General features: G+C 73.5%; 22 protein-coding genes. 9 read left to right on the top strand and 13 right to left on the bottom strand.

Annotated elements, in window-relative coordinates:
- Window positions 1–175: 175 nt before the first annotated feature.
- The 4 genes from ACFC0G_RS39255 to ACFC0G_RS39240 all read left to right on the top strand — a co-directional run bounded on the left by ACFC0G_RS39255 (window position 176) and on the right by ACFC0G_RS39240 (window position 4,060).
- Entirely contained in the window at window positions 176–1,180 is a 1,005-nt protein-coding gene (locus ACFC0G_RS39255) for a carbohydrate ABC transporter permease (RefSeq protein ID WP_376413549.1), read from the top strand.
- Between the two features lie 4 nt (window positions 1,181–1,184).
- The gene (locus ACFC0G_RS39250) at window positions 1,185–2,069 is read left to right on the top strand and encodes a carbohydrate ABC transporter permease (RefSeq protein WP_376413545.1); all 885 of its coding nucleotides are present in this window, start codon (window positions 1,185–1,187) and stop codon (window positions 2,067–2,069) included.
- Between the two features lie 71 nt (window positions 2,070–2,140).
- On the top strand, window positions 2,141–3,583 hold the full coding sequence (locus ACFC0G_RS39245) for a GH1 family beta-glucosidase (protein ID WP_376413543.1): 1,443 nt from the start codon (window positions 2,141–2,143) through the stop codon (window positions 3,581–3,583).
- Between the two features lie 165 nt (window positions 3,584–3,748).
- Window positions 3,749–4,060, top strand: coding sequence for a hypothetical protein (locus ACFC0G_RS39240; protein ID WP_376413541.1), 312 nt, complete (start codon window positions 3,749–3,751; stop codon window positions 4,058–4,060).
- A gap of 5 nt (window positions 4,061–4,065) precedes the next feature.
- Here ACFC0G_RS39240 and ACFC0G_RS39235 read toward each other — a convergent pair whose 3' ends face one another.
- Window positions 4,066–5,271, bottom strand: coding sequence for an erythromycin esterase family protein (locus ACFC0G_RS39235; protein WP_376413539.1), 1,206 nt, complete (start codon window positions 5,269–5,271; stop codon window positions 4,066–4,068).
- Between the two features lie 57 nt (window positions 5,272–5,328).
- Between ACFC0G_RS39235 and ACFC0G_RS39230 the strand changes: the two genes are divergently transcribed.
- On the top strand, window positions 5,329–6,042 hold the full coding sequence (locus tag ACFC0G_RS39230) for a TioE family transcriptional regulator (RefSeq protein ID WP_376413537.1): 714 nt from the start codon (window positions 5,329–5,331) through the stop codon (window positions 6,040–6,042).
- A gap of 108 nt (window positions 6,043–6,150) precedes the next feature.
- Window positions 6,151–7,044, top strand: coding sequence for a glycerophosphodiester phosphodiesterase (locus ACFC0G_RS39225; protein ID WP_376413535.1), 894 nt, complete (start codon window positions 6,151–6,153; stop codon window positions 7,042–7,044).
- Here the strand turns inward: ACFC0G_RS39225 and ACFC0G_RS39220 are convergent.
- The 4 genes from ACFC0G_RS39220 to ACFC0G_RS39205 are packed head-to-tail and all read right to left on the bottom strand — an operon-like array spanning window position 7,034 to window position 10,276.
- The gene (locus tag ACFC0G_RS39220; protein ID WP_376413533.1) at window positions 7,034–8,128 is read right to left on the bottom strand and encodes a CU044_5270 family protein; all 1,095 of its coding nucleotides are present in this window, start codon (window positions 8,126–8,128) and stop codon (window positions 7,034–7,036) included. The two genes, ACFC0G_RS39225 and ACFC0G_RS39220, sit on opposite strands and share 11 nt — an antisense overlap.
- Window positions 8,125–8,769, bottom strand: coding sequence for an RNA polymerase sigma factor (locus tag ACFC0G_RS39215; RefSeq protein WP_376413531.1), 645 nt, complete (start codon window positions 8,767–8,769; stop codon window positions 8,125–8,127). The genes ACFC0G_RS39220 and ACFC0G_RS39215 overlap by 4 nt, the downstream gene beginning before the upstream one ends.
- 45 nt (window positions 8,770–8,814) lie before the next feature.
- Complete coding sequence (locus ACFC0G_RS39210) at window positions 8,815–9,333, bottom strand: HD domain-containing protein (protein WP_376413530.1); 519 nt, start codon at window positions 9,331–9,333, stop codon at window positions 8,815–8,817.
- Window positions 9,334–9,340: 7 nt separating this feature from the next.
- Window positions 9,341–10,276, bottom strand: a complete 936-nt coding sequence (locus tag ACFC0G_RS39205; protein WP_376413529.1) for a hypothetical protein — start codon at window positions 10,274–10,276, stop codon at window positions 9,341–9,343.
- A gap of 127 nt (window positions 10,277–10,403) precedes the next feature.
- On the opposite strand from ACFC0G_RS39205, the gene ACFC0G_RS39200 reads away from it, so the two are divergent.
- Window positions 10,404–11,069 (top strand): class I SAM-dependent methyltransferase, encoded by a 666-nt coding sequence (locus ACFC0G_RS39200; RefSeq protein ID WP_376413527.1) that lies wholly within the window; start codon window positions 10,404–10,406, stop codon window positions 11,067–11,069.
- Window positions 11,070–11,083: 14 nt separating this feature from the next.
- Here the strand turns inward: ACFC0G_RS39200 and recQ are convergent, their stop codons facing one another.
- From recQ to ACFC0G_RS39185, 3 genes are all read right to left on the bottom strand, one after another.
- Window positions 11,084–13,147: a DNA helicase RecQ gene (gene recQ, locus ACFC0G_RS39195; RefSeq protein WP_376413525.1), complete on the bottom strand. Its 2,064-nt coding sequence runs from the start codon at window positions 13,145–13,147 to the stop codon at window positions 11,084–11,086.
- 92 nt (window positions 13,148–13,239) lie between these two features.
- Window positions 13,240–14,043: a phosphatidate cytidylyltransferase gene (locus tag ACFC0G_RS39190; protein ID WP_376413551.1), complete on the bottom strand. Its 804-nt coding sequence runs from the start codon at window positions 14,041–14,043 to the stop codon at window positions 13,240–13,242.
- A gap of 8 nt (window positions 14,044–14,051) precedes the next feature.
- Window positions 14,052–15,866: an aminotransferase class I/II-fold pyridoxal phosphate-dependent enzyme gene (locus ACFC0G_RS39185; protein ID WP_376413523.1), complete on the bottom strand. Its 1,815-nt coding sequence runs from the start codon at window positions 15,864–15,866 to the stop codon at window positions 14,052–14,054.
- A gap of 191 nt (window positions 15,867–16,057) precedes the next feature.
- Here ACFC0G_RS39185 and ACFC0G_RS39180 point away from each other — a divergent pair, with 191 nt between their 5' ends.
- Entirely contained in the window at window positions 16,058–17,155 is a 1,098-nt protein-coding gene (locus ACFC0G_RS39180; RefSeq protein ID WP_376413521.1) for a TauD/TfdA family dioxygenase, read from the top strand.
- On the top strand, window positions 17,152–17,715 hold the full coding sequence (locus ACFC0G_RS39175; RefSeq protein ID WP_376413519.1) for a phosphonate degradation HD-domain oxygenase: 564 nt from the start codon (window positions 17,152–17,154) through the stop codon (window positions 17,713–17,715). The genes ACFC0G_RS39180 and ACFC0G_RS39175 overlap by 4 nt, the downstream gene beginning before the upstream one ends.
- Before the next feature lie 38 nt (window positions 17,716–17,753).
- Here the strand turns inward: ACFC0G_RS39175 and ACFC0G_RS39170 are convergent, their stop codons facing one another.
- Genes ACFC0G_RS39170 through ACFC0G_RS39150 form a run of 5 tightly spaced genes read right to left on the bottom strand, consistent with a single transcriptional unit; the run spans window position 17,754 to window position 22,039 of the window.
- Window positions 17,754–18,515 (bottom strand): GntR family transcriptional regulator, encoded by a 762-nt coding sequence (locus ACFC0G_RS39170; RefSeq protein WP_376413517.1) that lies wholly within the window; start codon window positions 18,513–18,515, stop codon window positions 17,754–17,756.
- A 26-nt stretch (window positions 18,516–18,541) separates the two neighbouring features.
- Window positions 18,542–19,195 (bottom strand): HAD family hydrolase, encoded by a 654-nt coding sequence (locus ACFC0G_RS39165; protein ID WP_376413515.1) that lies wholly within the window; start codon window positions 19,193–19,195, stop codon window positions 18,542–18,544.
- Entirely contained in the window at window positions 19,192–20,259 is a 1,068-nt protein-coding gene (locus tag ACFC0G_RS39160) for an ABC transporter ATP-binding protein (protein WP_376413513.1), read from the bottom strand. The genes ACFC0G_RS39165 and ACFC0G_RS39160 overlap by 4 nt, the downstream gene beginning before the upstream one ends.
- Window positions 20,256–21,146, bottom strand: coding sequence for an ABC transporter permease (locus ACFC0G_RS39155; protein WP_376413511.1), 891 nt, complete (start codon window positions 21,144–21,146; stop codon window positions 20,256–20,258). Before ACFC0G_RS39155 ends, ACFC0G_RS39160 begins: the two co-directional genes overlap by 4 nt.
- On the bottom strand, window positions 21,134–22,039 hold the full coding sequence (locus ACFC0G_RS39150; protein ID WP_376413509.1) for an ABC transporter permease: 906 nt from the start codon (window positions 22,037–22,039) through the stop codon (window positions 21,134–21,136). Before ACFC0G_RS39150 ends, ACFC0G_RS39155 begins: the two co-directional genes overlap by 13 nt.
- Window positions 22,040–22,184 lie beyond the last annotated feature (145 nt).

Here is a 22,184-nt window from a genome sequence, read left to right as displayed (position 1 = left end):
CAACCTCCGGGCCGCCGCCCCCCCGCCGTACGGGTGTTTTTTTTACTATTTGTGGTTCTCCACAAAATTCTCCCGGGGGGGGGGGGGGGCCGGCCCCCCCCCCCCCCCCGGGGGGGGGGGGGCGCCCCGCCACCGCCCGCACCACCGCACGCATCGACCCTGGAAGGACGCCCCCGTGGCCACCTCCGTTCGGGCGAGGCCTGACGGCTCCCCGCCGCCCGCCGCACCGCCCTCCTCCACCGGCCCCCGGAGCCACCGCTCCGCCTCGGGCGGCTGGCGCAGCACCCTCTACCGCTGGGACATCAAGGCGACGCCGTACGTCTTCATCGCCCCCTTCTTCCTCACGTTCGCCGCCTTCGGCCTCTTCCCGCTGATCTACACGGGCTGGCTCTCGCTCAACCGGGTCGAGCTCGGCGGTGAACCGCAGTGGAAGGGCCTGGAGAACTACACCGACCTGGCGACCAGCGAGTTCTTCTGGAACGCCCTCGGCAACACCTTCACCATCGGGGTCATCTCGACGGTCCCCCAGCTGCTCATGGCCCTGGGCCTGGCGCACCTGCTGAACTACAAGCTGCGCGGCCGCGGCTTCTTCCGGATCGCGATCCTCGCCCCGTACGCCACGTCGATCGCGGCGGCGACGCTGGTCTTCGCCCAGCTGTTCAACACCGACTACGGGATGATCAACACCGTCCTCGACTGGATCGGCGTCGGCCCCGTCCACTGGGAGTCGTCCAAGTGGCCGGCGCAGATCGCGATCTCCGTGATCGTCACCTGGCGCTGGACCGGCTACAACGCGCTGATCTACCTGGCCGCCATGCAGGCCGTGCCCCAGGACCTGTACGAGGCCGCCTCGCTCGACGGGGCATCGCGGTGGCGTCAGTTCCTCAGCGTCACCATCCCCTCGATCCGGCCGACGATCCTCTTCACCGTCGTCGTCTCCACGATCGGCGCCACGCAGCTGTTCGGCGAGCCGATGCTCTACGGCGGCAGTGTCGGCATCAGCGGCGGCAGCGGCAACCAGTTCCAGACGCTGAGCCTGCTGATGTACGAGAAGGGGTGGGTGAACAACGCGCTGGGCCAGGCCTCCGCCATCGCCTGGATCATGCTGCTGCTCCTGCTGATCGTCGGCGGTGTCCAGGCGCTCGTCTCCCGTCACAACCGCACGAAGCTGGGAGGCTGACCCCATGGCCCGCACTCTCGACACGACGCCCCGTTCCGGGCGCCGTTTCCGCCAATCGGCCGGCCGCCAGCACCACGCGGGGCCCCTGACCTACGTCCTGCTGACCGTGGCCGCCGTGGTCTCGCTGTTCCCGCTGTACTGGAACCTGGTCGCCGCGTCCCACAGCGGCGAGCGCGTCGTCCAGGCCCCGGCGCCGCTGCTGCCGGGCCCGCGCCTCCTGGACAACCTCAGCTTCGCCTGGAACCAGGTCCACATGGGCGAGGCGCTGGTCAACACCACGATCGTCGCCGGCCTCGTGGCCGTGTCCACCGTCGTCTTCTCCACGCTCGCCGGCTTCGCCTTCGCCAAGCTGCCCTTCCGGGGGCGCGGCATGCTGCTCTCGCTCGTGGTCGCCACGATGACGATCCCGCCGCAGCTCAGCGTCATCCCGCTGTACCAGATCATCACCGACCTCGGCTGGTTCGACCAGCTGCAGTCGGTCGTCCTGCCCTCGCTGGTCGCCGCCTTCGGCGTGTTCTTCATGCGCCAGTTCCTCGTCGAGGCCCTGCCCGTCGAGCTCGTCGAGGCGGCCCGCATGGACGGGGCGCACAGCCTCCGGGTGATCTGGCACGTGGTCTTCCCCGTGGCCCGGCCCGCGATGGCCGTGCTCGGCATGCTCGTCTTCGTCCAGGCGTGGAACGACTTCTTCTGGCCGTTCATCGCGCTCACCCAGGACGGCAACCCGACCCTCCAGGTGGCCCTCGCCGGCCTGGGAGCGGGAAACCACACGGTGGACCACGCCGTCGTCCTGACGGGCGCCCTCATATCCACCGTGCCGCTGCTGCTCGTCTTCGCCTTCCTCGGCAAGCACATCGTGGGCGGCATCACGGCCGGCGCCGTCAAGAGCTGACCGGCCACGCCCTCTCCGTACCGCACGTACCGAACGTACCTACCCCGTACCCGCGTTGGGAGCGCTCTCCTATGACCGCGTCCGAAACCCGGCCGCTCACCGCCACCCGCTCGTTCCCGTCCGACTTCCTCTGGGGCGCCGCCACCGCCGCGTACCAGATCGAAGGGGCGGCGGCGGAGGACGGCCGCACCCCGTCCATCTGGGACACCTTCTCGCACACCCCCGGCAAGGTCTTCGAGGGCCACACCGGTGACGTGGCCGTCGACCACTACCACCGGTTCCGCGAAGACGTCGGCATCATGTCCGAACTGGGCCTGAACGCCTACCGGTTCTCCGTCTCCTGGTCCCGCGTCCAGCCCACCGGCCGGGGCCCGGCCGTCCAGCAGGGCCTGGACTTCTACCGGCGGCTCGTCGACGAGCTGCTCGCCGCCGGGATCGCCCCGGCCCTGACGCTCTACCACTGGGACCTGCCCCAGGAGTTGGAGGACGCCGGCGGCTGGCCGGAGCGGGCGACCGCGGAGCGGTTCGCCGAGTACGCGGGGATCGTCGCCGACGCCCTCGGCGACCGGGTCACCCGGTGGACCACGCTCAACGAGCCCTGGTGCAGCGCCTTCCTGGGGTACGGCTCCGGGGTCCACGCCCCCGGCCGCACCGACCCGGTCGACTCCCTGCGCGCCGCCCATCACCTGAACCTGGGGCACGGCCTCGCCGTCCAGGCCCTGCGGTCCGCCCTCCCGGCCGACCGGCAGATCGCGGTCTCCCTCAACCTCCACGAGGTGCGCCCGCTGACCGAGTCGGCCGAGGACCGGGACGCGGCCCGCCGCATCGACGCCGTCGGCAACCGGATCTGGCTGGGCCCCATGCTGGACGGCGCCTATCCCGAGGACCTGCTCGCCGACACCGCGCACCTCACCGACTGGTCCTTCGTCCGGGACGGCGACACGGCGACGGCGCGGCAGCCGCTGGACCTCCTGGCCGTCAACTACTACACGCCGACGGTGGTTTCGCAGGTACCGGAGGGTGCGGAGAAGCCGCAGGACGACGGCCACGGCAACAGCGAGCACTCGCCGTGGCCCGGCGCGGACTCCGTCGCCTTCCACCGCGCACCCGGGGAGCGGACGGCGATGGGCTGGCCGGTCGACGCGAGCGCGCTGTACGACCTGCTGCGCCGGGTCTCCGCCGCGTACCCGGACCTTCCGTTGGTGATCAGCGAAAACGGCGCCGCGTACGAGGACGAGGTCGCCGCGGACGGCTCGGTGCACGACCCGGAGCGCGCCGCCTACGTGCACGCGCACCTGGAGGCCGTGCACCGCGCGCTCGCGGACGGGGTGGACGTGCGCGGCTACTTCCTCTGGTCGCTGCTCGACAACTTCGAGTGGGCGTACGGCTACGCGAAGCGGTTCGGCGCGGTGCGGGTGGACTACGACACCCTGGAGCGCACCCCGAAGTCCAGTGCCCGCTGGTACGCGCGGGTGGCGCGCTCGGGCGAGCTGCACCTCCCGTACAGCGACTGAGACGGAACCCCGACCAGGCCGTGCCGGACCACCGGCACGGCCTGTCACTGTCCCTGGGCATCCCGTTCGTCCCGGAGGCATCCCGACAGAGCGGCGGGACAGATCCAACTCGCCTTCTCCCGACGAGAATTCGACTCGGCCCGGCAGCCACGGACGTGAGGTGCCGTGAAGAAGAGGCGGATCATCGCCGCGGTCCTGAGAACGGTCGTCGTGTCGACCGGCCTGACGGCCTGCGGGTCCTCCGCACCGGGTCCGAAGGACGCCCAGGCAGTCACCCGGCAGTTCAAGGACCTCTACGCCTACTCCGCGTGCATGGCGCCGGTGGAGGCGGTACGCGAGCCGTTGCTCATCGGTCGCCGCACCGCCTTTCAGGCATCGCACCGGGACGAGCTGCTCGCGCTGCGACGGACGGTGATCCCCCGCATCCACGAGTTGGAGCGGCGCTACGGAATCGGTTTCGCCCGGCCGGTGCCGTGAACCGGTCAGCTCCTGTCCGGCATGTCCTTGACGAAGACGAGCCCGTCGCTGTCCGCAAGGTGGTCCGGGTCGAACGGGGCGTAGCCGAACCAGGGGGACACGCGGGGTGCGGGGCGGGTGTCGCCGAAGGCGGCGGCCAGCCGTCGGGCGTCGACGACGCAGCGGTCCTCGGGGAGCGCGTACAGGAGTCCTTCGAGGGTGTCCGGCGGCGGCGTGTCCACGCCCTGGTGCCGGATGGTGCCGAGGGCCGTGGCCACGAAGGCGTACTCCTCGCCGAGTTCGGCGCTCACCAGTGCTCCGGCGCTCCACCATTCCAGCCGCATCCCGGCCATCCGCATCGAGCTCTTCTCCCGCTGGAGATGGGCGTTGTGGGCGTGCACGAGTGCCGGGCCGCGTGCGGTGACGGCGAGGAGGTTCTCGGCCATCATCCGGTCCCGCAGGCCCACCAGCCGGTTCAGGCGGCCCGGTGAGGTGTCGGCCATCCAGTGGTGGTAGCGCAGCAGGCCGGTGCCGGTGCGCCCGGAGAGGCACGCGCGGTCCCATTCCTCCCGCGAGGTCGCGGCGCGCAGGAGAGGTCGCTGCGCGTCGAGGAGGGCCACCAGGTCGTCGGCGAGCAGCCGCAGCTCACGGGCGTCGGCCGACTGCCCGATGGACCGGGACGGGTCCATCATGGCGGCGGGTTCGGTCCACCGGCCGTCGGCGCCGAGCAGGCGGTCGAGGGTGTCCGCCGTGCAGGGGAAGAGGTCCGCGTCCACGTGGGCCGCGAGGTAGTCGTGGAGTGCGGTGAGGGCCTGCCGGGGGCTCGCGGGGGCGGCGGTCTCCAGCGGGCCGTCGATTCCGGCGAAGCGGACCCGCTCCGACGCGGGCCGGCCGTCGTTGTGGGCGCGCATCCAGCGCACGAGCTCGCGGTTGGCGGCGGAGGCGCCCCAACCGTGGCTGAATCCGTGCTCCATGACCTCGTCGAGGGTGCCCGTGCCCGAGGTGACGTGGTCGTCCACCATCAGGCCCTTCATGCAGTCGCTCTCGATCGCGATCGTCCGGTAGCCCTCCTGCTCGACGAGCTGCCGGAAGAGGTCGTTGCGCACGTCGAGCAGAGCGTCCTCGCCGTGGGTGGGCTCGCCCAGGGCGAGCAGTCGGGGCCTGGTCGGGAGCAGCCGCATGACGGCGGCAGCCTCGACGGCATGGACGGTGTCCTTGATGTCGGTCGCCATGCCTCAACGCTATCGTTGAACACTCGATTGAGACTTTTCCCCGATATCGTCCGTTGCATGGGGAGAAAGCTTCAAAGCGGTGAGCGGCTCAGGCCGATCGATCTGGCGCGCGGGCACGGTCTGTCCACGCAGGCGGTCAGGAACTACGAGGAGGCCGGCATCCTTCCGGCCGCCGACCGCACGGCCCACGGCTATCGCACCTACACCTCGGTGCACGCGGTGGCCCTGCGCGCGTTCCTCGCGCTGGTGCCCGGTCACGGTCACGCGACGGCGACGGCGATCCTGCGGGCCGTGAACCGGGGCGCGGTCGACGAGGCGTTCCGCCTGATCGACGAGAGTCACGTCCAGCTCTTGGACGACCGGCGGACCCTGCGGGCGGTGGAGGACGCTCTGCGCGACCTGGACCCCGCCCCGGCCCCCGTGTCCGGCGGCCTGTTCATCGGGCCGCTGGCGGGGAAGCTCGGCATCCGGCCCGCGACGCTGCGCGCCTGGGAGCGCGCCGGGGTCGTGCACCCGCGCCGCGACCCGCTGACCGGGTACCGCGTGTACGACGAGGCCGATGTACGGGACGCCCGGCTGGCCCACCAACTCAGGCGCGGGGGCTATCCGCTGGAGCGGATCGCCCCGGTGATCGCCCAGGTGCGGGCGGCCGGCGGGTTGGAGCCGCTGGAGGCCGCGCTGGGCGACTGGCACGGCCGGTTGTCCGCCCGCGGGCGGGCGATGCTGGCCGGGGCCGCGGAGCTGGAGGCGTATCTGCGCGAGCGCGCGTGAGGGCCGGGGGTCGGTGAGCGGTGTCGGTGATCGGTGTCGCCGATTCGTCGGGCGCGGTCCGGTGTGTGGTTTCCTCGGCGTCACTCTCCGTACCTAAGCTGTGCGTTCATGAACGACGGACGAACGACCGCGCCCCGGTCCCTGCGCCCCGGGCGCGTCACCTACGGTTCGACGGCGCTCGCCGCCGTTCTGGTGCTGGCCGCTCCCTCCGCCCTCTTCGCCGAGCCGGTCGGCGATTCCGCGGGGAAGTCGGCGCCCGGGGCGGCCCCGACCGTCATCGCCCACCGGGGCGCGTCCTCCGCCGCCCCCGAGAACACGCTGGTCTCCGACGAGGTCGCCCGGCGGGGCGGGGCGAAGTGGATCGAGAACGACGTCCAGCCCAGCCAGGACGGCGTGCCGTACATCCTGCACGACACGACCGTCGACCGGACGACCGACGGGACGGGCCCGATCCGCTCCCTCACCGCCGATCGCCTCGACGCGCTGGACGCCGGCTCGTGGTTCGCGCCCGCCTACGCCGGGGCCCGGATCCCGACGCTCGCCGCCCAGTTGGCGGACCTGCGCGAGCGCGGCGGGAACCTGCTCCTGGAGATCAAGGGCCGCCACAGCCACGCCGAGGTCGCCCGGATCGTCCAGGACGTCCGGGAGCAGTCCATGAGCAGCCGGGTCTTCGTCCAGAGCTTCGACATCCCGTCGCTCAAGCACACCCGCGACCTCGCGCCCGAGCTGCCGGTCGGGCTGCTGCGCTCCACCCTCGACGCGGACCCGGTCGCGCTCGCCCAGGAGCTGGGCCTCACGGCGTACAACATCTCGGACACCGCGCTCGCCACCCGCCCCCAGGTGGTCGGTGAACTGCACGCCGCGGGCGTGGCCGTGAACGTCTGGACGGTCGACAGTCCCGCCCGCTGGAAGGCGCTGGACGCCCTCGGTGTGGACGGGATCATCACCAACCGGCCGGCCGAGCTCACCGGATGGATCGCCGGTCGGACCCCTACGGGGTGACCTTCATGTCGTCGACGAAGGCCCTGGTCATCACCGCGTTGGTGAAGATGACGGTCCCGGGCTTGATCAGTCCGCCCTCGCCTCCCTCGCCCTCGACCTGGACCGTGCGCTCCCCCAGGAAGGTCAGGGTCTTGCTGTCGAAGATCCATTCCGTGCGCACGCCGCTGCTCTCGTCGAGCCGCGCGACCGCGACGCCCTTGCGGCCGGCGGCGTCGGTGGCGCTGTCGACGGTGACGACACCGGGGATCTTCGCGGCGGCGCGGTAGAGGGCGGCGGTCAGCTTGGGCGACGGCCAGCTCTCGACGAGGAGGTCGCCGATGGCGGTGAAGGCCTGCTGGTCAGGACCGCTGCCCTGGCCCGCGGTCTCCTTGTAGATCTTCTTCAGCAGCGCGTCGGGGTCGGTGGGCAGCGCGGCGAGGTAGTCGTGCGTGGGCGCGCCGAGGTGCGGCTTCGGGGCGTTGCCGGTCTCGTCGGGTCCGGCGAGCGTGATGCCCTCGGGGCCGGTGGTGCCCGGTTCGATCAGCCAGCCCTCGCGGCCGTCGGGGGACCGCCAGGACTTCCGGGTGTGGAGGGGCTCGCTGACGAGGGTGCTCTCTCCGTGGTCGGTCCGCACGTACGTGTTCGCGGACCGGGTCTCGATGTAGACGTACTGTCCGGCGTGTCCGGTCGGGGCGTCGACCTCGGCGGCGGCCAGCGAGATGCGGTCCAGGAGCCGGGGTGCGCCCTGCGGGTCGACGGCGCCGATCCGGGTGGTGAGGGCGGGGCCGGTGGCGCGGTCGTCCCCGGCGCCGGGGGTGCCGCCGGGGGTGAGGACGAGGACACCGACCGCGAGGGCGCCCGCGAGCGCGGTCACGGCAGGGAGGAGGATCGCCTTCCGCAGGAAGGGGTTGCGCTCGCGCGGGGGGCGCGCGGTGCGTGCGGCCTGTGCTTCGGCGGTGGTGCGTCGGTCGTCGTGGATCTGGCTCATCAGGCGCTCCTTGTGGAACTGGTGACGGCCCGGAGGAAGCTCGCGCTCCTCGATGGGCGGGAGGTCACCGGCCTCGTGCCGGGGTGCCGTGCGGGGGTCGGTCGGGTCGGGGTTCATCGGATTCCCTCCTGTGCGGGCCGGACCGCGTTCGTGCGATCACCTGTTGTCTGTCGGATGCGAGGAGCGGGTTCCCGGATTTCCCGGGCGAGTTCTTCCTCGGCTCCGGTACGGAGCTTGGCGCGGGCGCGGGAGAGCCGGGAGCGGACGGTGCCGACGGGGACGCCCAGGGCGGCGGCGACCTCGGTGTAGGCGAGGCCCTCCCAGAGGCAGAGCACGAGGACTTCGCGTTCGGGGCGGCGGAGCGTGCCGAGGGCCCGGAGCGTGGCCGCGATGCGGCGCCGGTCGTCGATCCGGCCCGCGACCTCGGAGGCGTGGTCGGGCATCGCGGCCCCGGCGGCGCCCGCCGCGGCGTACGCGGAGGCCGCCGCCCGGTACCGCCGGTTGCCGCGGCAGTGGTTGCGGGCGACGTTGGTGGCGACGCCCAGGAGCCAGGGCCGGAGCGATCCCCCGTCGGGGTCGACCTTCTGCCGCAGCCGCCAGGCCTCCAGATAGGTCGCGGCCATCACGTCCTCGGCGACCGACCAGTCACCGGTCAGCCGGAAGGCGTGGTTGTAGACGCTCCGGGCATGGGAGTCGAAGAGTTCGGCGAAGGCCGAGGGGTCCCCGGCCCTGATGCGTGCGCGTGTGTCGGTGTTCACGACTGTCGTCTGTCCGGCTCACGGGACGGGTTCCCGTGACCTGGGTCACACCTGAGGGGTGGTCCGGGTGCGGAGCTCCGCCAGGAGGGCGGGGTTGACGACCGTCAGGATCGTGGCGATCCGTGCGGCGTCGGCCCGCGCCCACAGGATGTCCCGCGCGCCGCGGTACTTGGCGGCGAGCCGTTCGCGGCGGGCGGGCGGAAGCTCGGCGGCGCGGTCCGGGCGGCTGTTGTGCGCGTTGTCGGCGATCTTGACGAGGGTGGCGTCGGGGTCCTCGGCGATGAGGTGGAGCTTCGCCTCGTAGGAGACGCCCGGCCGGTTGGTGACGGCCTCGACGACGGCGACGACCCGGTCGGGGACGCCGGCGGCCCGGAGCCGCTCGGCCGTCCACGGGGTGTCCTCGATGACGTCGTGCAGGAGACCGGCCATCACGAGGTCCTCGCCGAAGGGTTCGAGCCCCGCGGCGACGGCCCGGACGTGCTCGACGTACGGGACGCCGATCAGGTCGACCTGCCCGGCGTGCGCCTCGGCGACGAGTGCGTCGACCTCCGCGAGCGTCGTCATCGCCACCTCAGCGCTCGCCCATGAACAGCTTGGGAAGCTGCATGGTGCGGTTCTGGTCGCCGGGAAGCGCCCGGGGGCCGTTGGCCCACTCCATGGTGACGACGGGGGTCGCGCCGCTGCCCGCGTCGACGGTGGCCCCGGCGAACCGCTCGCCGGAGGCGGTGGTGGCGCGCAGCTTGTCGGCCGTGCGCGTGGCGCCCGCGGCGGAGGCGGTCAGCGCGCACAGCCGCTCGCGTGACGTGCCGTCGGCTGTGGCGGTGGCGCCGATGGCGTACAGCGTGACGTCGGGCGACTGGCCCTCGCGGCCCTTGCCGTAGAAGGTCGCGTAGTACGTACCGTCGCCGATGCAGCGGGCGACGGCCCGGTAGGCGGCGTCGTCCGCGACCGATGCCTTCGGCGCGGCGAGCGCGGGCGGCGGCGCGTCCTGCGACATGGACAGCGAGCGTACGGATGCCGATACGGCGACCTGTCCGCCGTCGGGGTCCTTCAGGAGCACTCCGCCGTCGGTCGCGCCCTCGGTGTACCCGAGCTTCTTCATGCCGTCGGTGACGGCGTTCACGTCGAAGCGGCCGGTGAGGCGCCAGCGGTCGGAGCCGATCTGGAGCGAGGTGTTCACGTCGTTCTCGTCGAACCCGTGGGTCTCCTTCAGGGGGCGCTTCTCGTAGCCCGCCTGCGCGACCTCGGGGATGCCGTACGTGGCGAGGCCGCCGTACAGCTTCTTGTCCTGCTCCACCAGCCGTCGGGTGGCCGTCACGTCCGTGTAGGTGAGGATCCCGCCGGCGTCCGCCTCGGGTGCGGTGCCGAGCGCGGCGGTGAGTCCGGTCCGCGATCCACCGGCCGCGTCCGCGGGGTCGTCGCCGCAGGCGGCGGCTCCGGCGCCCAGGACGCCGACGAGCGCCGTCGCGACGCACCCTCGCAGGGCCCTTCGCCCGTTCCCCGTCATTCACAGCCTCCGATGTCGGTACCGGCGATCCGGGTGGTAGGGATCGCCACAGAAGGGTAGTGGGTCAGCCGGACGGCCCGTACGGAGGCCGTTCCGGCGGGCCACGGTGCGAGGAAAGGGAAGCGGCGTGCGGGAGAACGGTGCGGAGCCGAAGACGTTGTCGGCGGCGGAGTTGTTCGACGGTATGGGGATCGAGTACGAGCGGGCCTTCGGGCACCTTCCGGCGCAGCTGGAGGCGGTCGAGTGGCTCACCGGCCGGCTGGACGCGGGGGCCCGTGTCCTCGACGTCGGCAGCGGCACCGGCCGCCCGGTGGCCGACCTGCTGGTCCGGTCCGGCTGCGACGTGACGGGAATCGACGTGTCCCGGACGATGGTCGAGCTGGCCCGCGAGCAGGTGCCGGGGGCGCGGTTCGAGCAGTGCGGCGTCCACGACTTCGAGGCGCCCGAGGGCACTTTCGACGCCGTGTGCGCGTTCTTCCCGCTGCTCGTCATGAGTCGGGCGGAGGTGTCCGCCGCGCTGCGCCGGATGGCCGGCTGGCTGGCCCCCGGCGGCTACCTCGTGACGGCCACCGTCCCCGCGGACGTCGAGGACGTGGAGATCGAGTGGATGGGACGCCGGGTCAGGGTCTCCAGCTTCTCGGCCGAGGAGTACGTGCGTCAGGTCCGCGAGGAGTGCGGGCTCGACGTCCTCCACCACGCCGTCTCCGTCTTCCAGCCGGACGACGCACAGGCGGGTCCTGAGGAACACGTCTTCTGTTACGCCCGCCGGGCGGAGGAACTGCCCGGCGGGTGAACCCCGTTCCCGCGTCACTCGTCCCAGGGCGGCTCGAACTCGTCCATGTCGGCGGGCGGCTCGTCGAGGTCGAACGGCGGCTCGTCCTCGTACCGCGCCCCGCGCCCGGCCGCCGCGCGCGGCGCGGGAGCGGGGGCAGGGGCGGAGGCGGGGGCGGGGGCGGGGGCGGGGGCGGGGGCGGCGGCAGACTCTGCGGACGAGACGGCCCCGGTCGCCGGGGCGCCGCCCTCGCACTCCGCCAGGGTGGCGAGGACACCCTCGGCGTACTTCGTGAGCTTGGCCTCGCCGACACCGCCGACCGTGCCCAGCTCCGCGACCGTGCCGGGGAACAGCGTCGCGATCTCGCGCAGCGTCGCGTCGTGGAAGACGACATACGCCGGGACGCCCTGCTCGCGGGCCGTCGCCGCCCGCCAGGCGCGGAGGGCCTCGAAGACCGGCACTGCGGCGGCCGGCAGGTCGACCGGCACGCGGGCGCCCTTGCCCGAGCGCGCCCCGGACTCCTTGCGGGACGGAGCGGCGGGCGCCTTCTCCTTGCGCATCGGGACGCTGCGCCGGCCTCCCAGCACCTCGCCGCTGTTCTCCGTCAGCACGAGCGTGCCGTAGTCGCCCTCCACGGTCAGCAGACCCTGGGCGAGGAGCTGACGGACGACGCCGCGCCACTCCGCGGTGCCCAGGTCGGAGCCGACGCCGAACACCGAGAGGCCGTCGTGGTCGAACTGGATGACCTTGGCCGTCTTCTTGCCCTGGAGGATGTCGATGATCTGGCCGGCGCCGAACTTCTGGCGCCGCTCCTTGGCCAGCCGCCACACCGTGGACAGCAGCTTCTGCGCCGCGACCGTCCCGTCCCAGGACTCGGCCGGGGTCAGGCAGGTGTCGCAGTTGCCGCAGGGCTCGCCCGACTGCCCGAAGTACGCGAGGAGCCGCACGCGGCGGCAGTCGACCGTCTCGCAGAGCGCGAGCATGGCGTCCAGGTGCATGCCCAGGCCCCGGCGGTGCGCCTCGTCGCCCTCGGAGCCGTCGATGAGCTTGCGCTGCTGGACCACGTCCTGGAGGCCGTACGCCAGCCAGGCCGTGGCCGGCTCGCCGTCACGGCCGGCGCGGCCGGTCTCCTGGTAGTAGCCCTCGACCGACTTCGGCAGGTCGAGGTGGGCCACGAAGCGCACGTCCGGCTTGTCGATGCCCATGCCGAAGGCGATCGTCGCCACCACGACGACCCCGTCCTCGCGGAGGAACCGGGACTGGTTCGCGGCACGCGTACGGGCGTCCATGCCCGCGTGGTACGGCACGGCGTCGATGCCCTGCTCGACGAGGGCCGCCGCGGTCTTCTCCACCGAGGACCGCGAGAGGCAGTAGACGACTCCGGCGTCCCCGTCGTGCTCGGTCCTGATCAGGTCGAGGAGCTGCTTGAGCGGGTTGTTCTTCGGCACGATGCGGTACTGGATGTTCGGCCGGTCGAAGCCGGCGACGAAGTGCCGGGCGTCCTCCAGGCCCAGTCGCGCCGCGATCTCGGCGTGGGTGGCCTCGGTGGCCGTCGCGGTCAGCGCGATCCGCGGCACCTTGGGCCAGCGCTCGTGGAGCATCGAGAGGGCCAGGTAGTCGGGCCGGAAGTCGTGACCCCACTGGGCGACGCAGTGCGCCTCGTCGATCGCGAAGAGCGACACCTTGCCCCGGTCGAGGAGCCGCTGCGTGCCCTCGGTCCGCAGCCGCTCGGGGGCCAGGTAGAGCAGGTCGAGCTCGTCCGCGAGGAAGGCCTGCTCGACAGCCTGCCGCTCGTACTGATCCTGCGTCGAGTTCAGGAATCCGGCCCGCACCCCGAGGGCCCTGAGCGCGTCCACCTGGTCCTGCATCAGGGCGATGAGCGGCGAGATCACGACGCCCGTGCCGTCTCTGACGAGCGCGGGGATCTGGTAGCAGAGCGACTTGCCGCCGCCGGTCGGCATCAGGACGAGCGCGTCGCCGCCGCCGACGACCTGCTCGATGATCTCCTGCTGCTCCCCGCGGAAGGAGCTGTAGCCGAAGACGCGGTGGAGCACCTGCGAGGCGTCGGAGACCTGGGCGGATGCGTCGGAAAGGACCATTCGTGAAGCCTAGCGGCCTCCACCGACACCCCGGCGCCGTCCGCCGGAACCTGTGGACAACCCCGACCCGCGCGGGGCGGCGGAACCGTCGCTCAGCTCAGCACCAGGAACACCGCCAGGGCGACGAGCAGGGAGTCGATCCGGTCCAGGAGGCCTCCGGAGCCGGCCAGCCACCGGCCGGCGTCCTTGGCACCGGCGCCCCGTTTGACCATCGACTCCAGCAGGTCCCCGAGCGGGCCGCCGACCGCCACGGCCACCGCCGTCTGCCAGGTCAGGGACGACAGCACGGCGAGCGCGCCGAGACCGGCCGCCGCCCCGGCCAGCGTGCCGCTCCACCGCTTGGCGGGCGACAGCGGGGAGAGCCGGGGGCCGCCGAACCGGCTGCCCGCCGCGTACGCGACGATGTCGGCGATCGACACGGCCACGAACAGGACGAGGCCGAGGGCGCCCGCCCGCACGAGACCGGCCAGGGCCCCCAGCCACACGAGCCCGAGCAGCCCCGCGCCCAGGCGGCGCAGTCCGTGCTCCGCGTCGCCCGACAGCAGGGGCACCCCGGCGATCGCGAGCGCCCCGACCGCCGCCGCCCGGGGCACCTCCCCCGGCGCCAGCCAGGCGGTCAGGACGAGCCCGACGACCGCCGCGCCGAGCACCGCCCGGTCCACCGGGCCCAGCCGCAGCAGTCCGCCGAACTCCGCCACCGCGACGACGGCGACCACGGCCGCGAGGGCCGCGATCCCCGGTGGGCCGAGCCAGAACGCGGCGGTGACCAGGGGTACGCCGAGCGCCCACACGCACCAGCGGATCATCAGCTCGCGCCGCCGGGTCGCCGCCACCGCGAGCCCGCCGACCGCCAGGGCCCCGCCGAGGTACGGCACGAGACCGGCGACGGTCGTCACCGGGACCGTCACCGGGAGCCCCGCCCGCCCGGCACGCTCAGCGCGTCCCGGGCATCCCGGGCGTCCAGCTCGCCCCGTACATCCGGCTCGCCCCGTACCTCCAGGGCTTCCAAGGCTTCCAGGGCGCTCCGGCAGGCCGCCACGATCCGCGCGTTCTCCGCCGTGTCGCGGACGGCGACGCGGACGGTCCGCCCCTCGTACGCGGGGGACATCGGCGACAGGTCCCGCAGGTACACGTCGTGGCGGCGGCACTCGCGCACCAGCCGGGCCGCGCTCGGCCCGTCCGGCCGCAGGGTCACGGTGAGGAAGTTCGCCACCCCCTCGTCGACCGAGGAGAACCCGTCGAGCTCCGCGAGCCCGGCGGCGAGCTCCCGGCGCAGCACGGCGGTGCGCGCCCAGCGTTCCGCGTAGTACGCGGGGTCGCGCAGCGCCGTCACGGCGGCCAGCTGGGCCGGCAGACTCACGGGCCACGGCGGCGTCCAGCGGCGCAGCTCCCCGGCCGTGTCCGGGGCGGCCACCAGATACGCGGCGCGCATGCCCGACAGGGCGTACATCTTCGACAGCGAGGTGCAGACCACGACCCGGGGGTCGGTCGAGGCGAGCCCGGCCAGGGAGTCCGCCGGGTCGACGTAGCCCAGGTACGCCTCGTCGATCCACCAGCGGGTCCGCGCGGGCGAGGCCTCGATCACCGCGCGCAGGGCGTCGGCGGGGGCGTGGCGGCCGGTGGGGTTGTTCGGATTGACCACCACGACGAGGTCGTACCGTCCGTCGCGGGTCGCGGCGGCGAGCCGGTCCGGGTCGAGCAGCCAGCCGTCCTCCCTGCTCAGCCGGAGCCGGTCGACCCGGCAGCCGATCACCCGCTCGGTGACATGGGCATACTCGCCGTAGCTCGGATCGAGCAGCAGCACCCGGCTGCCCGGCGTGAGCCACCGGCCGAACGCCCGGAAGATCAGGTCGGACGAGCCCGCCCCGACGACCAGTGAGCTCTCCGGGAGGCCGCGGACCCGGGCGATCTCCGCGATCAGCCCTTCCGCGCCGGTCGGCGGTGAGGTTCGTGCCGCCCACCCCGGGTCCTCCGCCAGGACGGCGCGGACCTCCGGGGAGGGCGGGTACCAGGCGTCCAGCACATCGGCCGCGACCACCTCGTGACGGCGGCTCAGCGTCCGGAAGTCCGTGCCGATCGCCGAGAAGAAGGCGCCGCCGTGCTCGCAGCCGTCCGCGCGCGGGGCGAACGGCACGTCCAGCCGCCAGTCGAGGTCCGCCCGCAGCCGCTCCAGGGTCCGGCCGTGGCGCTCCCCGACCGTCCTCGTCAGCTCGGCCACGGAGCCGCTCAGCACCTCGAACGAGACGGCACCCGAGCGGACCGTGCGTCCCACCGGACGCAGCCCGGTGGCGAGGTACATGCCGAGCAGCTCGGTACGTCCCATGGCCACCACCCGGCGGCCGCCGCGCGCCGCGACCCAGCGCAGCGCCGCGTACATGAGGAGGGGCGCCGCGGCGGTGGACCGCCGGCGCGGCTCGACGGTCAGGACGCGGATCTCGAACGGCGCCTCCTCCGTCAGGACGGGCAGCTCCTCGCGCGTCAGGTACTTGTCCAGCGCGTAGCGGCCGACCCACGGCGGGGTGAGGCCGACGAAGCCGATCCGCGTCTCCCCGCGCGCGGCCACGAGGTACACGTTGTCGCCGTCGAGCGCGTCGCTCAGCCGCCCCGCCGGATTCACCGGGTGCTGCCCCAGCTCCTCCGCGTACACGCGATGGCGCAGTTCGTGGATCCAGTCGAGATCCCGAGGCGTGGCGGCGCGCAGCTGTAAGGCGTGGTCCATGTGTGTCCCCCTGAGACGGTCCGGCTTCGCGCACCAGCATGGAGGAGTCCGGTGGGCGGCACCTGAGTACGCGTACTCACCCCGGTGGCGGGGCCGCGGCGGCGCCGTCCATCCGGCCGTAACCCCTCGGCCACCCGCGGCTGAGAGGCTCACGCCCGAACGAAAGTTGTCTGTACAACTTGGAGATCCTCATGGTGTCACTCGCCTCCGCCTCCCCCCTCTGGCTGCGCGACAACTGCCCCTGCGCGGACTGCCGGGACCCCCGCAACGGCCAGAAGCTGTTCCAGATCACCGAACTCCCCGGCGCGCTCGCCGTCGACGCCGTCCACGACGTCCGCACCCCCGACGGCTCCCCCGCGCGCGAGGTCGTCTGGTCCCCCGACGGACACCGGTCCGTCTACCCCGACGCCTGGCTGGGCGAGCACCTCCCCGGGGCCTCCGCCTCCCCGGGTGACGGCCGCGCGGAGGACGACAAGGAGACGTGGGCCGCGAGCCGCTTCGACGGCGGGCTGCCCGAGGCCGACTGGGACGCCTACAGCGGCGACCCGGCCGTCCGGGCCGCCGCCCTCGACTCCGTCCTGCGCCTCGGCTTCGTCCTGCTGCGCGGGGTCCCCGTCCGCGACCGCCAAGTCCTCGATGTGGCACGCACCTTCGGCTACGTCCGCGAGACCAACTACGGCGAGCTCTTCGAGGTGCGGGTCGAGGCCGACCCCAACAACCTCGCCTTCACGGGTGCCCGCATCACCCCGCACACCGACAACCCCTACCGCGACCCCGTCCCCACCCTCCAGTTGCTCCACTGCCTCGTCAACGCGGCCCAGGGAGGCGACTCGGGGCTCGTCGACGGCTTCCACGCGGCGGCCCTGCTGCGCGCCGAGTCACCGGAGGCGTACGAGATCCTCACGCGCGTCCCCGTCCCCTTCGCGTTCGCCGACGAGCACACCGAACTCCGCGCCCACCGACCGCTGATCGGCACCGACCCGGACGGCCGGATCCGCGAGATCCGCTTCAACAACCGTTCCATCGGCACGCTGCGGCTGCCCGCCGACCGACTCGACGCCTTCTACGCCGCCTACCGGCGCTTCGGCGAGCTGCTGCTCCGGGATGAGCTCCAGCTGGACTTCCGGCTCGCGCCCGGCGACTGCCTGATCTTCGACAACACCCGGCTGCTGCACGCCAGGACGGCGTTCGCCGAGTCGGGCGACCGCCACCTCCAGGGCGCCTACGCCGACATCGACGGCCTCGCCTCCACCCTCGCCGTCCTGCGCCGGGAGGCGAGCGCGAAGTGACCACGACCCCGGTGGACCCGCTCGATCTCCTCGCCCGGCTCTTCGAGGGCGAGGGCAGCGCCGAGTACCTCGGCGAAGCCGTCACCCAGGCCGAGCACATGCTCCAGGCCGGCGCCCTCGCCGAGGCCGCGGGCGCCGCGCCGCACCTGGTCGCCGCCGCGCTCCTGCACGACGTCGGCCACTTCCAGGGCGCCGTCACCGGCCGCGACCTGATGGAGAACGGCACCGACAACCGGCACAGCCACACCGGAGCCGACTGGCTCGGCCGGTGGTTCGGGCCCGACGTCACCGAGCCCGTACGGCTGCACGTCGCCGCCAAGCGCTATCTCTGCGCCGTCGAACCCGGCTACTTCGCCCTGCTCTCCGAGGCGTCCGTCCACACCCTGGCCGTGCAGGGCGGGCCGATGACCGAGGCGCAGGCGCGCGCCTTCGAGGCGCACCCGGGGGCCGCCGACGCCGTGGCCGTACGCCGCTGGGACGAGCAGGCGAAGGACCCGGACATGGACACCCCGGGCTTCGCGCACTTCCGGCCCCTGCTGGCCGGGCTGCTCACCCCGTAGCGGCCGAAGTACCCCGTGGCAGGCGCCGGGGCGCCGGTTCAGGACCCGAGCCGGCGTCCCAGCGCGCTCGTCGCCGTCGAACTCTGCATCGTGAACGCCACCGTCCCCGGCAGATAGCGGTCCTGGGACCACTCCACCGGGGTACCGGCCGGGTCGGTGGAGTGCCGCCGCTCCCGCAGCAGCGACTCGCCGACCGGGCAGCCGAGCAGCTCCGCGTCGTCGGCGTCGGCCGGCACGAGGTCGATGGTGTGCCGGGCGTCGGAGAACAGCACGCCGTGCAGCTCCAGTTGCTCCGAGTGCGAGACCGTGTCCAGCGGCATCCCGGCCACCAGCTCCCCGATCCGCTCCGGGTACGTCGTCCGCTCCACCATCACGGGCGTGCCCGCGAGCGTCCGCAGCCGCCGCACCCGGTAGACGGGCGCGCCTTCCGCGACGCGGAGCTTCTCGGCCTCCTCCGCGTCCGCCGGGACCCGGTCGACGGCCACGATCCGGCCGCCGGGCGTCTCGCCGAGCGAGCGCGCCCAGCGGGTGAACGAGCGCAGCTCGCCGAAGCTGTGCAGCCGGGGCCCGCCGAGCACGACCCGGCGGGAACCGCGGCGTGAGGTGATGAGCCCGTCGGTCCGCAGCGCGGCCAGCGCCTGACGGACCGTCCCTCTGGACACGCCGTACCGGCGGGCCAGTTCGTCCTCGGCGGGCAGCTTGGCCCCCGAGCCGTACTCGCCCGCCGTGATGGCGGTCCGCAGATCGGCGGCGACCTTCAGATACAGCGGCGTCCTGGCCCGTCCCTCACTCACACTCACACGCCCCACCCTGTCACGGACCGGGCTCAACGAACCAGGGAGATCAACATCTCGGGGTCCACCTCGGTCAACGAGTCCGCGAGCGTGACGCCTTCGGTCCCGGCGAAGTCCGCGAGCGGTTCCGTCGACGGCACGGCGAGAACCCGGCAGCCCGCGGCGACCGCCGAGGCCACGCCGGTCGGGCTGTCCTCGACGGCGACGCACCGGGCCGGTTCGACGCCGAGCGCCAGCGCGGCCGCCAGGTACGGGTCGGGCTCGGGCTTCGTGCGGACGGTGTCCTCGGCGCCGAACAGCGCGTCGAAGCGGTGCCCGTCCAGGGTGCCCGCGACCTGGGCGACGACCGCCCGGGGCGAGGCCGACACCAGGGCCGTCGGGACCCGGCGGGCACGCAGCGCGGCGAGCAGCCGCAGCGCGCCCGGCCGGGGCACGGCGGCCACTTCGAGGCGTGCGGCGAAGTCGGCGCCCAGCTCGGCGGCGAGCTCCGCCGCCGGCGCTCCGAGGTGGTCCCGGAGCAGGGCGGCCGTGTCCTCCACCGAGCGGCCGGTCACCGCCGTGCGGTGCTCGGCGTCCAGGGTGCGGCCCCGGCGCGCGGCGGCCGCCTCGACCACGTCGAGCCAGACGCCCTCGGTGTCGACGAGCGTCCCGTCCATGTCGAAGAGGACGGCCTGGAGTCGGGTCATCGGGCACCGCCCGCGGCGGCGAGGACGACGGGCCGCCGCACGGGCCGTACGGTGACGGCCGTGCCGGGCGTGAGCGCGGTGGCGGCGTGCGTCGGCACGTCGGCCTTGACGTCCGTACCGTCGGCGAGGGCCACGCGCACGCGGGTGGTGGGGCCGTGGAAGGAGGTGGCGACGATGCGTCCCGTACCGCCCTCCTCGATCTCCAGGGCCTCGGGGCGGACGAGTGCGGTGACCCGGCCGGAGCCGGCGGGGCCGTCGACCGGCAGCCGCACCCCGAGGACGTCGACCGAGCCGTCGCCGTCGGCGTGGCCCGGCAGCCGGTTCATGGTGCCGATGAACTCCGCGACGAAGTCCGTCGCGGGACGCTCGTACAGCTCGGTCGGCGAGGCGCACTGCTCCAGCCGGCCGCCGTTCATCACCGCGACCCGGTCGGCCATCGACAGCGCCTCCTCCTGGTCGTGGGTGACGAACACGGTGGTGATGCCGAGCTCCAGCTGGAGCCGGCGGATCTCCTCGCGCAGCGTCAGCCGCACCCGCGCGTCGAGCGCCGACAGCGGTTCGTCGAGCAGCAGCAGCCGGGGGCGGAGCGCGAGCGCCCGGGCGAGCGCGACGCGCTGCTGCTGGCCGCCGGAGAGCTGGTGCGGGAAGCGGTCGCCGTGCCCGGCGAGGCCGACGAGTTCGAGCAGTTCGGCGGCGCGCGTCCGGCGTTCGGCGGTGCGGACCTTGCGCATCCGCAGCCCGAAGGCCACGTTGTCGGCGGCGGTGAGGTGCGGGAAGAGGCTGTACGACTGGAACACCATCGCCGTGTCGCGGCGATCGGCGGGCACCGGCACGATGTCCTCGCCGTCGAGCAGGACCTGGCCCTCGTCGGGCCGCTCGAATCCGGCGAGGACGCGCAGCGCGGTCGTCTTGCCGCAGCCGGACGGGCCGAGCAGCGCGAGGAGTTCGCCGGGGGCGACGTCGAGGTCGAGGCCGTCGAGCGCGACGGCGGAGCCGAAGGACCGGCGCAGGCCACGGATGCGGAGGTCGGCGCCGGTGCGCACCGGCTGGTCGAGCACGGTCATCGGGAGGTCTTTCCTCGGGAAGCCGCGGAGGCTTCGGACGGACGGGAGGAGCGCGGTGCGCGGCGGCGGTTGCCCACGGTCGTGAGCGCGAGCAGCAGCACCCAGGTCAGCAGCAGGCTCAGCAGCGAGACGGCCACGGAGAGCCGGGCGTCCGAGCCGGACGCCTGCACGATCCAGACCGCGAAGGGCTGGAAGCCGAGGAGCGAGGCGACCGTGAACTCGCCGAGCACCAGCGCGAGCGTCAGGAACGAGGCGTTCAGGAGGGCGCCCCGGAGGTTGGGCAGGACGGCCGAGACGAGCGCGCGCGGCCAGGAAGCCCCGCAGTCCCGCGCGGCCTCGACCAGGGTGCGCACGTCGACGGAACGCAGCCCGGCGTCGAGCGCCCGGTAGACGAAGGGCAGCGCCATCACGGCGTAGGCGAGGACGAGGACGAGGGGGAAGTCCGGGTTCTGCACGGCCACGAAGGTCTGGTAGAGCGGGGTCGTCGACAGTTTCTCGGGGCCCCAGCGCAGGACGGTGCCGAGCCCGGCGGTCAGCGCGACCGGCGGCACCACCAGCGGCAGGGTGCAGACGACCTCCAGGACCGGGCGCAGCCGGGGCGCCGAGAGGCGCGCCGCGACGGCCGCGGGCACGGTGACGAGGAGGACGAGGGCGACGGTCGCCGCGGCGAGCCCCAGGGAGAGCAACAGGCTGCCGGTGAAGCCGGGCGCCGTGAAGATCCGGGTGTACGAGGAGAGGGTGAGGCCCTGTCCGGGGACGTTCACGGTGAAGACGGTGGAGGCGAGCAGCGGCACCAGGAAGTAGACCCCGGCGAGCAGGAGGACGAGGAGCCGTCCCAGTCCCCGCGAGCCCGGCCGGATCGGCGAGACGTCCCCTAGGCGAGCCATCGGGTGCTCCTTCGCTGGAGGGGGAGGTGGACGGCCATGACGAGCGCCGCGACGACGACCATGTCGAGGCTGAGGGCGAGGGCGACGTTCTCCTGGCCGACCAGGACGTTGCCGGAGAGCGCGTCGGCGATCTGGAGCGTCACGAGGGGGACGGAGCTGCCGACCATGGCGGCGGCCGTCGCGTACGCGGCGAAGGCGCTGCCGAAGAGCAGCACGAACCCGCCGAGGAGGGACGGCAGCAGCGCGGGGAGGCCGACGTGGCGCCAGTACTGCCAGGCCGAGGCGCCGCAGTCGCGGGCGGCCTCCCGCCACTGGACGCGCAGCCCGTCGAGGGCGGGCGCGACGGTCAGCACCATGAGCGGTACCAGGAAGTACAGGTAGGTGAGGGCGAGTCCCCAGAAGCTGTACAGCGACCAGCCGTGGTCGCCGAGGCCGAGGCTCGTGGTGAGGACGCCGGCGTTGCCGAGGGTCGCGACGAACGCGAAGGCGAGCGGTACGCCGCCGAAGTTGGCAAGCACGCCGGAGGCGGTGAGCACGGCCTCGCGCAGGGCCCGGCCGCGCGAGGAGACCACGGCCTGGGCGAGGAGCAGCCCGAAGAGGGTGCCGACGGCGGCGGTGAGCGCGGAGAGTTCGATGCTGCCGAGCAGGGCGGTGCGGTAGGCGCCGTCGACCGAGCGGGTGAGGTTGTCGAGGCCGTACGAGCCGTCGGCGACGGTGAAGGCGCCGTCGGTCATGGCGAGCGCGGGCAGCCCGAAGGCGAGGGCGACGAGGAGGAAGAGGGGCAGGGCGGCGAGCCAGCCGCCGGCGCGCGGGCGGCGGGCCCGGCGCGCGGGCGCGGTCCCGGCCTTGCGTCCCGCGGTGCCGGACGGGCGACCCGGGGTGCCGTCGGTCATGGGGGAACCGGCGGTCCCGGGGCCCGCCGGGGCCGGGCGGCCCGGGGGGGGGGCGGCCGGCCCCCCCCGGGGGGGGGGGGGGTTGGGGGGGATACAACATGGTAGTTTTAAAAAAAAACGCAGCCCACCACAAAACAAATGTAGA

Source organism: Streptomyces sp. NPDC056169 (genome assembly GCF_042268445.1).
Taxonomy (GTDB): domain Bacteria; phylum Actinomycetota; class Actinomycetes; order Streptomycetales; family Streptomycetaceae; genus Streptomyces.
Note: the sequence above shows the minus strand (reverse complement) of the source record. Positions and strands in the feature narration are given on the sequence as shown.